General features: G+C 60.1%; 11 protein-coding genes. 7 read left to right on the forward strand and 4 right to left on the reverse strand.

All coding sequences use genetic code 11. The features are described 5' to 3' along the window. Window positions 1–43 precede the first annotated feature (43 nt). Complete coding sequence (gene tal / locus DYE40_RS05390; protein ID WP_115308063.1) at window positions 44–1,108, reverse strand: transaldolase; 1,065 nt, start codon at window positions 1,106–1,108, stop codon at window positions 44–46. Window positions 1,109–1,179: 71 nt separating this feature from the next. Between tal and DYE40_RS05395 the strand changes: the two genes are divergently transcribed. Then, window positions 1,180–2,163, forward strand: coding sequence for a KpsF/GutQ family sugar-phosphate isomerase (locus tag DYE40_RS05395; protein WP_115308064.1), 984 nt, complete (start codon window positions 1,180–1,182; stop codon window positions 2,161–2,163). Window positions 2,164–2,609: 446 nt separating this feature from the next. Here the strand turns inward: DYE40_RS05395 and pncB are convergent, their stop codons facing one another. Next, the gene (gene pncB, locus DYE40_RS05400; RefSeq protein ID WP_115308065.1) at window positions 2,610–3,830 is read right to left on the reverse strand and encodes a nicotinate phosphoribosyltransferase; all 1,221 of its coding nucleotides are present in this window, start codon (window positions 3,828–3,830) and stop codon (window positions 2,610–2,612) included. Window positions 3,831–4,033: 203 nt separating this feature from the next. Here pncB and fumC point away from each other — a divergent pair, with 203 nt between their 5' ends. Beyond that, window positions 4,034–5,422 (forward strand): class II fumarate hydratase, encoded by a 1,389-nt coding sequence (gene fumC / locus DYE40_RS05405; RefSeq protein ID WP_115308066.1) that lies wholly within the window; start codon window positions 4,034–4,036, stop codon window positions 5,420–5,422. A 431-nt stretch (window positions 5,423–5,853) separates the two neighbouring features. On the opposite strand, the gene DYE40_RS05410 is transcribed toward fumC, so the two are convergent. After that, the gene (locus DYE40_RS05410) at window positions 5,854–7,116 is read right to left on the reverse strand and encodes a Glu/Leu/Phe/Val family dehydrogenase (RefSeq protein ID WP_115308067.1); all 1,263 of its coding nucleotides are present in this window, start codon (window positions 7,114–7,116) and stop codon (window positions 5,854–5,856) included. Between the two features lie 675 nt (window positions 7,117–7,791). Further along, window positions 7,792–8,283, reverse strand: a complete 492-nt coding sequence (purE, locus tag DYE40_RS05415) for a 5-(carboxyamino)imidazole ribonucleotide mutase (protein ID WP_115308305.1) — start codon at window positions 8,281–8,283, stop codon at window positions 7,792–7,794. A gap of 336 nt (window positions 8,284–8,619) precedes the next feature. On the opposite strand from purE, the gene DYE40_RS05420 reads away from it, so the two are divergent. The 5 genes from DYE40_RS05420 (at window position 8,620) to DYE40_RS05440 (ending at window position 13,023) form a co-directional block, all read left to right on the forward strand. Beyond that, complete coding sequence (locus DYE40_RS05420) at window positions 8,620–9,141, forward strand: RDD family protein (protein ID WP_115308068.1); 522 nt, start codon at window positions 8,620–8,622, stop codon at window positions 9,139–9,141. A 60-nt stretch (window positions 9,142–9,201) separates the two neighbouring features. Further along, on the forward strand, window positions 9,202–10,611 hold the full coding sequence (locus tag DYE40_RS05425) for an MFS transporter (protein WP_115308069.1): 1,410 nt from the start codon (window positions 9,202–9,204) through the stop codon (window positions 10,609–10,611). Between the two features lie 59 nt (window positions 10,612–10,670). Beyond that, window positions 10,671–11,117, forward strand: coding sequence for a DUF4149 domain-containing protein (locus DYE40_RS05430; RefSeq protein WP_115308070.1), 447 nt, complete (start codon window positions 10,671–10,673; stop codon window positions 11,115–11,117). A 170-nt stretch (window positions 11,118–11,287) separates the two neighbouring features. Further along, window positions 11,288–11,830 (forward strand): carboxymuconolactone decarboxylase family protein, encoded by a 543-nt coding sequence (locus tag DYE40_RS05435; RefSeq protein ID WP_115308071.1) that lies wholly within the window; start codon window positions 11,288–11,290, stop codon window positions 11,828–11,830. An 86-nt stretch (window positions 11,831–11,916) separates the two neighbouring features. After that, on the forward strand, window positions 11,917–13,023 hold the full coding sequence (locus tag DYE40_RS05440; protein ID WP_115308072.1) for an acyl-CoA dehydrogenase family protein: 1,107 nt from the start codon (window positions 11,917–11,919) through the stop codon (window positions 13,021–13,023). The last annotated feature ends 40 nt before the right edge of the window (window positions 13,024–13,063 follow it).

Raw genomic sequence — 13,063 nt, forward strand, 5'->3', positions numbered from 1 at the left:
GGCGCACGGGTTTTCAGACGGCCTCGGAAGCGGCAGCGGCTTTTTACGCCAGCAGTTCCAGCAGTTGGGCGAATGCTTCGTCAAACTGTTGCAGGCCGTCGTTTTGCAGCCGCGCGGCCAAAGCCTCCAAATCTATGCCCAGGCGGGACACCTCGTCCAGTTGCGCGAAGGCGGCGGCGGTGTTTTCCGCCAGCGTGGCTCGGGCGGTGCCGTGGTCGGCAAAGGCGGCCAGCGTGGCATCGGGTACGGTATTGACCGTGTCCCTGCCGATTAGGCTGTCCACATACAGCGTGTCCGGATAGGCGGGGTTTTTCACGCCGGTGGAGGCCCAGAGCAGGCGCACGGGATGTGCGCCCTGCCGTGCCAATCCGGCAAAACCGTCTGCGGCGAAAAACGCGCGGCAGTCGGCATAGGCGGCTTTGGCCAGCGCGACGGCGGTTTGGCCGCGCAGCGGCGCGGGCAGGGTGTCGTCCAGCGCGCTGTCGATACGGGAGATGAAGAAGCTGGCCACCACGCGCACGGAGGATACGGACTTGCCCGCGTCCAGCCGCGCACGGATGCCGCGCACATAGGCTTCGTAGGCTTTGACGGTTTGGCGGCGGGAAAACAGCAGGGTGAGATTGACATTGAGGCCGTCTGAAACCAGCGTTTCCAGCGCACAAAGGCCTGCGTCGGTGGCCGGCACTTTGACCATCAGGTTTTCGCAGCCCACCATTTCGTACAGCCGTTTCGCTTCGGACACCGTACCCGCCGCGTCGTGCGCCAGCTCCGGCGACACTTCCCAGCTCACGAAGCCGCCCTCTCCGCCGCCGGCGCGGTATTCCTCCATGCAGACGGCGCAGGCGGCGCGCACGTCTTCGGCGGCCAGCGTTTCGTAACGCTGTTTGGCGGTCAGGTTTTGCCGTTTCAGCGCGGCAATCTGCTCCGCATACAGCGGGTCGGCGGCAAACGCTTTGCGGAAGATGGCGGGATTGGACGTTACGCCGCACACGCCCTGCCGCAGCATCTGCGCCAGCGTGCCGCTGTCCACCAGCGAGCGCGAGAGGTTGTCGAGCCAGATTTGTTGGCCTAAGTTTTTCACATCCGATAAAATAGCCGTTTTTTTCATTTCTTAATAATCTCCGACACGGGGACGGCACATCCTAGCGCGAAACCCCGTTTTTGAACAGGAAAACGATTATGCAGACCAACAATAATGCCGCCCGGTATGTCGAATGGGCGCAAGAAGTGTTGCGCACCGAAGCCGACGGCCTGCGCGAAATTTCAGACGGCCTCGACGGCGAATTTTCCGCCGCCGTGGATGCCGTACTCAACTGCACCGGCCGCCTCGTCGTTACCGGCATCGGCAAATCCGGCCACGTCGGCCACAAAATCGCCGCCACGCTCGCCTCCACCGGCACACCCGCCTTTTTCGTCCACCCCGCCGAAGCGGCACACGGCGACTTGGGCATGATAGTAGACGGCGATGCGGTGCTGGCGATTTCCAATTCCGGCGAGAGCGACGAAATCAATGCCATCCTGCCCGCGCTCAAACGCAAAAACATCACCCTCATCTGCATCACCGCCCATCCCGAATCCACCATGGCGCGCCATGCCGACATCCACCTCACCGCCGCCGTGTCCCAGGAAGCCTGCCCGCTCGGCCTCGCCCCCACGTCCAGCACCACCGCCGTGATGGCATTGGGCGACGCGCTGGCCGTTTCCCTGCTGCGCGCCCGCTCGTTCACCCGCGAAGACTTCGCCCTCAGCCACCCCGCCGGCCGGCTGGGCAAACGCCTGCTGCTGCGCGTGGCCGACCTGATGCACGCGGGGAAGGATTCGCCCGCCGTGGCCGAACACACGCCGCTCAGAGACGCGATCGTCATCATGAGCGAAAAAGGCATGGGGATGCTGGCGGTAACCGACGGCACAGGCCGTCTGAAAGGCGTGATGACCGACGGCGACCTGCGCCGCCTGTTCCAGAAAAGCGAAACCTTCGCCGGACTGACGGTAAACGACGTGATGTACGCCGAGCCGAAAACCATCCTGCCCGACAAGCTCGCCACCGAAGCCCTGAAAGCAATGCAGCAGAACAATATCGGCGGCCTGCTGGTGGCCGATGCGGAGGGCAGGCTGCTCGGCGCGTTGAACATGAACGATTTGTTGCAGGCGCGTATCGTATAAGGTGCGCAAAGAGGCCGTCTGAAACCGCAAAACGGGTTTTCAGACGGCCTTTTGTTGTGGTGGGGAGCGCGTGCGCCGCTTAGGCGACACACCCTACCTTACGTCCCGCGCGGATTCGCCGACACATATTTTTCAGACGGCCTGTACCGCTCGGTAGGGTGTGTCGCGCAGCGACGCACGCGTTTTTGCTGCTTGGGAAAAGTCTGCTTTGCTGCAACACAGAGAACGCGTGCGCCGCTTGGCGGTACGTCCTATCTGTTGCGGGCAGGGCGGATGTTTCGCTATTTATACGGAGGCCGTCTGAAAACCGAACTTTTGGGTTTTCAGACGGCCTTTTGTTGTAGGGGACGCGTGCGTCGCTTAGGCGACACACCCTACCTTGCGTCCTGCGCGGGTTGTGCGGATTCGCCGATACATACTTTTCAGACGGCCTGTGCGGTTTCCGCCTATTGCGCTTGGGCGGCGGACTCTTCGGGGATTTGGAAAATCTGGCGCAGGTAGGCGAGGAAGGTGTTGTTGTCGGACATGGTTTTGCCTGGGCTGTCGGAGAGCTTGGCGACGGATTGGCCGTTGCATTCGACCAGTTTCAAAACGATGTTCAGCGGGGTGTGGCCGAGGTCGTTGGTGAGGTTGGTGCCGATGCCGAAGCTGGTTTTGAAACGGTCTTTGAAATAGCCGTGCAGGGCGAAGGCTTTTTCGAGGTTGAGGCCGTCTGAAAAGGTCAGCATTTTGCTGCGGCTGTCGATTTTGAGCTTTTTGTAGTGGGCGTAGGCTTTGTCGCCCCAGATGTAGGGGTCGCCGCTGTCGTGGCGCAGGCCGTCGAACAGTTTGGCGAAATAGAGGTCGAAGTCGCGCAAAAACGCGTCCATGCCCACCACGTCGGTGAGGGCGATGCCCAAGTCGCCACGGTATTCGTGCACCCAGGCTTCGAGGGCGGCTTTTTGGAAATCGCGCAGACGCACGTCGAGTGCCTGAAAGGCCTGTAAAAATTCGTGCGCCATGGTGCCGATGGGGGTGAGGCCGAGCTTTTTGGCCAGATAGACGTTGCTGGTGCCGCGGAAGGATTCGGGCGCGGCGCGGTGCAGGGTGCGCACGACGTGTTCCTGCCAGGCCAGGGTGTAGCGGCGGCGCGTGCCGAAGTCGGAAACGAGAAAGGGCGGGTCGGCGGGGTTTTGCGCGGCGGCGAACACTTTGAGCCGCCCGGCTTTTTCTTGCAGGCGGCGTTCGCCTTCTTCGAGGACGGCGGGGGTTTCGAGGCGGCGGAAGTAGAGTTCGTTTACGATGGAGAGAATGTAGATTTCAAAGAACATGGCCTGCAACAGCGGGCCTTCGACGCGGATGTGCAGGCGGCCGCCGCTGTCGGCGGACACGGTTACGAAGCGGCGTTTGAGCTGGAAGAGTTCGAGATAATCGACAAAATCGCTTTTGATAAAGCGCAGGCCGCGCAGGTAGTCCAATTCGTCCTGCGTGAGTTTCAGGCGGCACAGCTCGTCCAGCTCGCGTTCCAAATCTTCGCGGATTTCGGCCAGCGGGTAGACCGTGTCTTCGTTGTTGCGGCAGCGGAATTCGTATACGCCGTGCGCCTGCGGGAATTGGTGCAGCACAACCTGCAACATGGTGAATTTGTAAAGGTCGGTATCGAGCAGCGAGCGGATGACGGGGGACATGGCGGCCTGCCTTTGGCGGGAGTTGGAAAAGAAAAGCCATTAGAGCATATTTGCAAAAGGGCGGCAAACAGGCCGTCTGAACGGCGTATTTGCAAAGTTATGCAAGCAATCGTTATAATCGTTCGGCAAAAGCAAACACGCGCAGCAGCAGCCGGCATCCGTGCTGCTTTTCTTTCATCTGTATCTTTTCCAAGGAGAAACCTATGAGCACCCGCACCGAACACGACACCATGGGCGACGTACAAGTTCCGTCCGAAGCCTATTGGGGCGCACAAACCCAGCGCAGCCGCGAAAATTTCAAAATCGGCGGCGAAACCCTGCCGCTGCCGCTGGTTCACGCGATGGCGCTGGTGAAAAAAGCCGCCGCCCGCACCAATGCCGCCCTCGGCCGCATCAAGCAAGAGCAGGCCGATTTGATTGTGCAGGCGGCAGACGACGTACTTTCAGGCAGCCTGAACGCGCAATTCCCGCTGGTGGTGTGGCAGACCGGCTCGGGCACGCAGTCGAATATGAATATGAACGAAGTGATCGCCAACCGCGCCAACGAAATCGCCGGCACCGGCCTGGCCGCCTACCGGCCCGTCCACCCCAACGATCATGTCAACCACGCCCAGTCCACCAACGACAGCTTCCCCACCGCCATCCACGTGGCCGCCGCGATCGAAATCAACCGCCTCTTGATTCCCGCCGTAAAAGCCCTGCGCGACACGCTGGACAAAAAAGCCAAAGAATTTTCCTCTATTGTCAAAATCGGCCGCACCCACCTGCAAGATGCCACCCCGCTGACTTTGGGGCAGGAATTTTCCGGCTACGTTTCCCAGCTCGACCACGGCCTTGACCGCCTGCAAGACGCACTCAAAGGCCTGTACGAACTGCCCCTTGGCGGCACCGCAGTCGGCACCGGCCTGAACAGCCACCCCGAATATGCCGTCAAAGCCGCCGCCCAACTGGCCGAACTCTCCGGCCTGCCCTTCGTTACCGCGCCCAACAAATTCGAAGCCTTAGCCGGCCGCGATGCCGCCGTGTACGCCTCGGGCGCGCTCAAAACCCTCGCCGCCAGCCTCAACAAAATCGCCAACGACGTGCGCTGGCTCGCCTCCGGCCCTCGCTGCGGCCTGGGCGAAATCAAAATCCCCGAAAACGAACCCGGCTCGTCCATCATGCCCGGCAAAGTCAATCCGACCCAATGCGAAGCCATGACCATGGTGTGCTGCCAGGTATTCGGCAACGACGTCGCCATCGGCATGGCCGGCGCATCGGGCAACTTCGAGCTCAACGTTTACATGCCGATGATTGCCTACAACCTTCTGCAATCCGTGCGCCTCTTGGGCGACGCGTGCAACAGCTTCAACGAACACTGCGCCGCCGGCATCGAACCCGTGCCGGAAAAAATCGACTACTTCCTGCACCACTCGCTGATGCTCGTTACCGCGCTCAACCGCAAAATCGGCTACGAAAACGCCGCCAAAGTCGCCAAAACCGCCTACAAAAACGACAAATCCCTGCGCGAAACCGCCATCGAACTGGGCTTGCTCTCCGGCGAAGAATTTGACGAACTGGTCGTACCCGCCGATATGGTCGCCCCGCGCTAAACCGCCTGCGGCTTGAAGCAGAAAAGGCCGTCTGAAAACCCTGCAAAGGATTTTCAGACGGCCTTTGCCGTTTGGTAGGGTGTGTCGCGCCGCGACGCACGCGTTTTTGCTACTCGGGAACAGTTTGATTTGCTGCAACACAGGGAACGCGTGCGTCGCTTTATGGCGACACACCCTACCTTGTGTCCCGCGCAGGCTGTGCGGATTCGCCGCGCACACGGTTTTGCCGATACCTACTTTTCAGACGGCCTCTGCCGTTCGGTAGGGCGGCACACCATACAAACGCCATAATGCCAACGATGACTGGTTGGGAACGCGTGCGCCGCCGGTGCGGCACGGACGGATTGTCCGTTACCAATACAGAGGCCGTCTGAAAACCACAAAACGGGGTTTTCAGACGGCCTTTGCCGTGTTAGCCGGTTCGGACGGTATCAGTACCATCCCCGCAGCTTCATGGCTTTTTCCAGACGGCGGATGCTCATCATGTAGGACGCGGTGCGCAGGTCTATGTCGAATTCCCGTGCCAGATTCCAGATGTCGTTGAAGGCGCGGCGCAGGACGACGGTTTGTTTTTCCTGCACTTCGTCAAATTCCCAGTAGTAGCCTTGCAGGTTTTGCACCCATTCGAAGTAGGACACGACCACGCCGCCGCAGTTGGCGAGGATGTCGGGTACGACCAGTACGCCGTTTTGGCGCAGGACGGCATCGGCTTCGGGGGTGGTGGGGCCGTTTGCGCCTTCGGAGATGATTTTGGCGCGTACGCTGCCGGCGTTTTCGGAGGTGAGCTGGTTTTCGAGGGCGCAGGGGGCGAGTACGTCCACGTCCAGTGCGAGCAGTTCGGCATTGCTGATTTCTTTGCCGTAGCCCGCTTGGTTGGTGATGAAGCCGTTGGCACGGTATTCTTTGAACAGCGCGTCCATGTCGAGGCCGTTTTCGTTGTAGATGGCGACATCGACGGTGGATACGGCAACGATTTTCGCGCCGGCCTGATGGGCGTACAGCGCGGTGTGGAAGCCGACGTTGCCGAAGCCCTGGATGGCGTAGGTCGCGCCTTTGACGGGTTTGTCGAGCTTCTCCAATGCCTGCATGGCGGCGAGGTTTACGCCGTAGCCGGTGGCTTCGTTGCGGGCGAGCGAGCCGCCGAATTCGACGGGTTTGCCGGTGAACACGCCGGGGGCGGATTTTTTGACGATGCTTTCGTATTCGTCCACCATCCACGACATGATTTTGCCGTTGGTGTTTACGTCGGGCGCGGGGATGTCAATCTTTTCGCCGATCAGCGGCTCGATGGCGTTGGCGTAGCCGCGTGCGATGCGTTCGAGCTCGGCTTCGGAATATTGTTTGGGGTCGATGGTTACGCCGCCTTTGCCGCCGCCGTAGGGTACGCCGGCCACGCAGCATTTGATGGTCATCCAGATGGAGAGGGCTTTGACTTCGTCAAAATTGACATTGGGGTGGAAGCGCACGCCGCCTTTGTAGGGCCCGACGGCGTTGTTGTGCTGGGCGCGGTAGCCGGTGAAGGTGCGGACGGTGCCGTCGTCGAGCTTCACGGGGAAACTTACTTCCAGCGCGCGCATGGGGTTTTTGAGGATTTCGTACACTGCGGGATCGGCGTTGAGGCGGTCGCAGGCGGTTTTGACCTGTTTGCGGGCGATTTCAAAGGGGTTGAGGGTTTCTTTTGCGGAGGCAGACATGTTTTTCCTTGGTTTGTTGATCGGATAGGGTACGCCAAACCGTTACGATATACAAAATCGGGTAAAAATGTAATAGTGCCAAGCCATAAATTTCACAATTTCTTTACATTGTATACATTCTTACGCTGCTTTACGCGGAAAATGCGGGAAATATTGCGGGAAAAGGGCAAACGGCAGCAGGAAAAGGCCGTCTGAACATTTGATTTTTTGTTTTCAGACGGCCTTTGCGTTGCGGTCGGGAATGCGTGCGTCGCTTTTGGGACACACTACGCGGGATTCGGCACAGAAAAAGCAGCAGGCCGTCTGAAAAGATGGTTCGGACGGCCTCTGTTGCCAAAGTAGGGTGCGCCGCCAAAGCGACGCACGCGGTTGCAGATGTGTGCATCATTGCTTTTCACGCTTGTTTGCAAGACGGGAAAGGCTGTTTGAACGTACGGGTTTGGCGCATCCGATATTCCGTTTGCGTTTTCAGACGGCCTTTGCCGTTCGGGTGGGTGTTCCGCCCGAAGGCAGTACACGCGTTCTTTGTGTTACAGGCAGAGTCTCCGGCCAAACCGTAAAACGTAAAACCGCGTGCGTCGCTTTGGCGATACGCCCTGCGCGGGATTGGATACGGAAAACCGAAAGGCCGTCTGAAAAAACGGTTTTCAGACGGCCTTTCGGTTTTCTGCCGGTTTATTTTTCTGCGGGTGGCAGCTCCATTGCCAGCACGGTTTGTTTCTGGCTTTCGCGGAAGGCGGCGAGTTTTTCTGCCAGTTCGGGGCTGTGCAGGGCGAGCAGGGATACGGCAAACAGGGCGGCGTTGGCCGCTCCCGCTTCGCCGATGGCGAAGGTGGCGACGGGGATGCCTTTGGGCATCTGCACGATGGAGAGCAGGGAGTCTTCGCCGCGCAGGTATTGGCTGGGGACGGGTACGCCGAGGACGGGGAGGGTGGTTTTGGCGGCGACCATGCCGGGCAGGTGTGCCGCGCCGCCCGCGCCGGCGATGATGGCCTGCAAGCCGCGTTCGCGGGCGGTTTCGGCGTATTGGAACATTAAATCGGGGGTGCGGTGGGCGGAGACGACGCGGGCTTCGTAGGATACGCCGAACTGTTCGAGAAATTCGGCGGCGCGGCGCATGACGGGCCAGTCGCTGTTGCTGCCCATGATGATGCCGATTTGGGGCATGGTTTTTCCTTTCTGCGGGATGGCGGCCGGTAGGGGTGCGGCTGCGCCCGGGCTGTGTTTTCGGAAGGCCGGGCCTGCGGCCGGCGGCGGGAGCGGCATTATAGCGGCACGGCTTGGAAAAGGCCTACCGCGTTGCCGCACCGGAGCGGGATTTTGCAAGTGCCGCCGGTATCGCTGCCGGCGGAAAAGGCAGGGAGGCGGTGCTTTGTGTGCGGTGTTCGCTTTGTTTCGGTATCATCCGCACTTGTTTGCACGCAGGCCGTCTGAAAACTGTGGAAACAGGGTGTGCAGGCTTTTTCAGACGGCCTCGGTTTGATTTTTTTTTGAGGAATGCCGATGACTCCGCTCTCCGTCCCGCCCGCCGCGCCGCTCAAACGCCGCTTTGCCGCGCTGGTTTACGAAATGCTGCTTGCCGGCGCGGTTACTTGTGCGGCCTTTGTGCCCGCAGGCGTGCTGGCTATGCTGCTCAATGCCGTTTCGCCGCCTGCGGCGAGCTTTGCCGTGTCGCTGGTGCTGCTGTATGCGTGGTGGCTGTATTTCAAAACGGCGTGGCGCAGGAAGGGGCAGACGCTGGCGATGCAGGTGTGGCGTATCGGTTTGTCCGCCGCTGCGGGCGGGGAGCCGCCGCTGCGGCTTTTGCGGCTGCGCTTTATTTGGGCTTGTGTGTTTTTGGTGTTTGTGCCGATGCTGGCCTATGCCGCGCTGAACCGCGGCATGGGCGTGCCGCCGGGGGCGGCTTTCGGCGCATCGCTTTTCTGGTGGATTCTGCCGTGGGGGTTTGCGCTGTTCAATGCGGACCGGCAGTTTCTTTACGATGTGCTGGCGGGTACGCGGCTGACGGATTTGAAGGCCGTCTGAAAATGTTTTCCGCAATGTTTTCAGACGGCCGCAGCAGTAGTTTTGGAAAAGGATAGGGATATGGCGCAACCCCAGTCGCGCTGGCTGCCGATATTGCTGGCGGTGTGTATTTTTATGCAGATGCTCGATGCCACGGTGCTGAACACCGCGCTGCCGCAGATGGCGGCGGATCTGCACCAGAGTGCGCTGAATATGCAGTCGGCGGTGATTTCCTACGCGCTGACGCTGGCTCTGTTTATGCCTTTGAGCGGCTATCTGACCGACCGCTACGGCACGAAAAAAGTGTTTTCGGTGTCGATGGCTTTGTTTGTGTTCGGCTCGCTGATGTGTGCCGCCGCGCCGAACCTGCCGATGCTGGTGGTGGCGCGGGTGGTGCAGGGTTTGGGCGGGGCGATGATGGTGCCCGTGCCGCGCCTGATTGTGCTGCGCGCATACGACAAGGACGAGCTGCTGGAACGGCTGAACTTTATCGTGATGCCCGCGCTGTTGGGGCCGGTGGTCGGGCCGCTGGTGGGCGGCTATCTGGTGGAATACGCAAGCTGGCACTGGGTGTTTCTGATTAACGTACCCGTCGGGCTGGCGGGCATTGCGCTGGCGGTGAAAATCATGCCTGATTTTTACGCGGCCGACGGGGAAAAACCGCATTTCGACCTGATCGGTTTCCTGCTGTTCGGCGGCGCGGCGGTCGGGCTGAGTTTGTCTGTGGAAATGCTGACGCATCCGTCGGCGCGGCTTTTTTCCGCCGTTTGCGGCGCGGGCGGTTTTGCCGCATTGTGGCTCTACTGGCGGCATGCGCGCCACGACGGCGACCACGCGCTCTATCCGCCGCGCCTGCGGCTGGTGCGCACTTTCCGCCTGGGCATTCTGGGCAACCTGATCAGCCGTTTGGGCATGGGCGCGATGCCCTTTCTCATGCCGCTGCTGTTGCAGGTGGTGTTTGCCCGCAGCGCGAGTACGGCAGGCTGGACGCTGGCTCCCGTCGCCCTTGCCGCCCTGCTGGTGAAACCTTTGGTCAAGCCCGTAATCGGCCGCTTCGGCTACCGCAGCGTGCTGGTGTGGAACACGCGCATCATCGGTCTGCTGATTATGTCGATGGCACTCGTTACCGCCGCCACGCCGCTGTGGCTGCTTGTGCCCGCCCTGTTCTGCATGGGCATGTGCAATTCGCTGCAATATTCGTCGATGAACACGCTCACGCTGGCCGACCTGCGCCCGCAGATGGAGGGCAGCGGCAACAGCCTGATGGCGGTAAACCAGCAGCTTGCCATCAGCCTGGGCATCGGCTTGGGCGCGATGCTGCTCAACGTTTTCGGCAGCGCCGATCCGCGCACCGCCGACGTACACCGCGCCTTCCGCCTGACCTTCGTCTCCATCGGCGCAATCACCTTCTGCGCCGGCTGGATTTTTACCTTTCTGCACCCCAAAGACGGCGGCAACCTCGTGGGACACGGCACGGGCAAGGCCGTCTGAAAAAAGGCCGTCTGAAAATATGTTAGTATGCCGCCCGTTTGTTTGAACAGGAGAAACCGATGAACCGTCTGACCGCACTGCTTGCCGGCACATGGCTGGGGATGCAGATAACGGCCGCCTACGCCGCCGGCATACTGTTTGAGCGCATCGGCCGCCAGGAAGCCGGCGACATTGCCGGCCTGCTGTTTGCCACCGCCAACTATTTCGGCCTCGCCGTCTGGCTGCTGGCCTGGTTTGCCGCAAAAAGCCGCAGGCCGCACGGCTTCGGCCGCAACGAACGCAGCATTGCCCCCAAATTCATTGCCGTCCTGCTGCTGCTGCTGGCTGCCAACCAATTTCTGCTTGCCCCCGTAATCGCCGCCCACAAAGCCGGCACTTCCAACTGGCTGCTGTCGCTGGCCGGCGGCTCTTTCGGCATCTGGCACGGCACATCCAGCATGATTTACCTTGTCTGCGGCCTGATCGGTGCAGGGCTGCTGCTGCGCTATCTGAGCTTCAACCGCTGAATACATACCGCAGCAGACACAACAGGCCGTCTGAAAAGCACGTCCAAACCGCGCTTTCAGACGGCCTTATAACTTTCCGTTTGCCAATCCGCAAAAAACGTTCTTTCACGGAGGCCGCATCCTCCGCTATCATCCGCCGGTTTGCAAATACATCAAATAAGGAAACCACCATGGCACGCCTCCCCATCCACACCGTCGAAACCGCACCCGAAAAAGCCAAGCCCCGCGTCGAAGCCGCGCTCAAAGCCAACGGCTTCCTGCCCAACCTCATCGGCGTGCTGGCCAATTCGCCCGAAGCCCTCGCTTTCTATCAGGAAGTGGGCAAACTCAACGGCGAAACCTCCCTCACCGCCGGCGAGCGCGAAGTCGTCCAGATTCTGGCCGCAAAAACCAACCAATGCGGCTTCTGCGTGGCCGGACACACCAAGCTGGCAACGCTGAAAAAGCTGCTGAAAGAAGACGAAATCGCCGCCGTCCGCGCCATCGGCAAAATCAACGATGCCAAACTGAACGCGCTGTCGGATTTCACGCAGCAGGTCATGGCGCAAAAAGGCAATGTGTCAGACGACGAATTGCAGGCATTTTTTGCCGCAGGATACAACGGGCAGCAGGCTGTGGAAGTCGTACTCGGCATCGCCCTCGCCACCCTGTGCAACTACACCAACAATCTGGCGCGTACCGAAATCAACCCCGAATTGCAGGCATACGCATAAACCGCATTTGAGGCCGTCTGAAAACGTCTTTTCAGACGGCCTTTCAAACAAATCCCGTCCCGAAACCGCTATTTTTGGAGAATCCGATGAACCGCGAAACCCTGTTGTCCCGCGTTGCCGAACTGGTGCAAACCGATTTGAAGCCTTTGGTGGAAGACATCGACCGCAAAGGGCTGTATCCCGAAGATTTCCTGCGCAAACTCGGCGGCATCGGCGGTTTTGCCGCCGTCGGCACGGCAGAAGAAGGCGGCAGCGGATTGGGATTGGCCGTGCAGATCGAAGTGCTGCGCGAAGTGGGCAAAGCCTGCGGCGCCACCGCCTTTTCCGCCTGGTGCCAGGCCGCCTGCGCGTGGTATCTGCACCAAACGCCGAATGCTGAAACAAAACGCCGCTACCTGTCCGACGTATTAAACGGCAAAGTGCTGGCGGGTACCGGTATGTCCAACACCGTCAAACACTTGGCCGGCATAGAAAAACACCAGTTGCAGGCAGAAAAGGCCGAAGGCGGCTACACCGTAAACGGCATCCTGCCCTGGGTTTCCAACCTCGGCGAAGACCACATTTGGGCAAACACCGCGCAAATCGGCGACAAATATGTCATGTTCGTTACCGGCGGGCGGCGCGAAGGCGTATCGCTGATTCCCTGTCCCGAATTTTGCGCCCTCGAAGGCACGCGCACCTTTGCCATCAAATTTGAAAATGTTTTTGTGCCGCACGAAGACGTAATTGCCGAACCCGAACAGTTTGAAAACTATATCCCCACCATCAAATCCGGCTTCGTGCTGCTGCAAATCGGCATCGGCGCAGGCATCATCGACGGCTGTCTTGCCGAAATCGCCGCTGCCGACGCAGGCAGCGAAACCAACGACTTTCTCGACAACGGCAGAAGCGAGCTGGAAAAACGTTTTCAGACGGCCTTGAAACACACCGCAGAACTGGCCGGTGCGGCTTGGCGCAACGAGCCGGAGCTGCTCGAAACCCTGCGCCTGCGCGAAGCCGCCGCCTGGTTGTGCCTCGATGCCGCCCAATCCGCCGCCCTGCATACCGGCGCGGCAGGCTACCTGATGAACAGCCCCGTACAGCGGCGCATACGCGAAGCGATGTTTGTCGCCATCGTAACGCCGGCCATCAAACACTTGCGCAAGGAAATCAGCGAGCTGGAATTTATGGGCGGAAACGAGTTTTCTATTTAAATCCCACATCCGTACGCAAACTATCGGTAAAATAACGATA

Origin of the sequence: Kingella potus, assembly GCF_900451175.1 — a bacterium.
In the GTDB taxonomy this organism is placed as follows: Bacteria; Pseudomonadota; Gammaproteobacteria; order Burkholderiales; family Neisseriaceae; genus Neisseria; species Neisseria potus.

Excerpts from the sequence above, each read along its gene's own strand:
- purE (WP_115308305.1), bottom strand. The coding sequence starts at position 8,283 with ATGCCCCAAATCGGCATCATCATGGGCAGCAACAGCGACTGGCCCGTC.
- DYE40_RS05440 (WP_115308072.1), top strand. The coding sequence starts at position 11,917 with ATGAACCGCGAAACCCTGTTGTCCCGCGTTGCCGAACTGGTGCAAACC.
- DYE40_RS05420 (WP_115308068.1), top strand. The coding sequence starts at position 8,620 with ATGACTCCGCTCTCCGTCCCGCCCGCCGCGCCGCTCAAACGCCGCTTT.
- pncB (WP_115308065.1), bottom strand. The coding sequence starts at position 3,830 with ATGTCCCCCGTCATCCGCTCGCTGCTCGATACCGACCTTTACAAATTC.
- tal (WP_115308063.1), bottom strand. The coding sequence starts at position 1,108 with ATGAAAAAAACGGCTATTTTATCGGATGTGAAAAACTTAGGCCAACAA.
- DYE40_RS05435 (WP_115308071.1), top strand. The coding sequence starts at position 11,288 with ATGGCACGCCTCCCCATCCACACCGTCGAAACCGCACCCGAAAAAGCC.
- DYE40_RS05395 (WP_115308064.1), top strand. The coding sequence starts at position 1,180 with ATGCAGACCAACAATAATGCCGCCCGGTATGTCGAATGGGCGCAAGAA.
- DYE40_RS05410 (WP_115308067.1), bottom strand. The coding sequence starts at position 7,116 with ATGTCTGCCTCCGCAAAAGAAACCCTCAACCCCTTTGAAATCGCCCGC.
- DYE40_RS05425 (WP_115308069.1), top strand. The coding sequence starts at position 9,202 with ATGGCGCAACCCCAGTCGCGCTGGCTGCCGATATTGCTGGCGGTGTGT.
- DYE40_RS05430 (WP_115308070.1), top strand. The coding sequence starts at position 10,671 with ATGAACCGTCTGACCGCACTGCTTGCCGGCACATGGCTGGGGATGCAG.
- fumC (WP_115308066.1), top strand. The coding sequence starts at position 4,034 with ATGAGCACCCGCACCGAACACGACACCATGGGCGACGTACAAGTTCCG.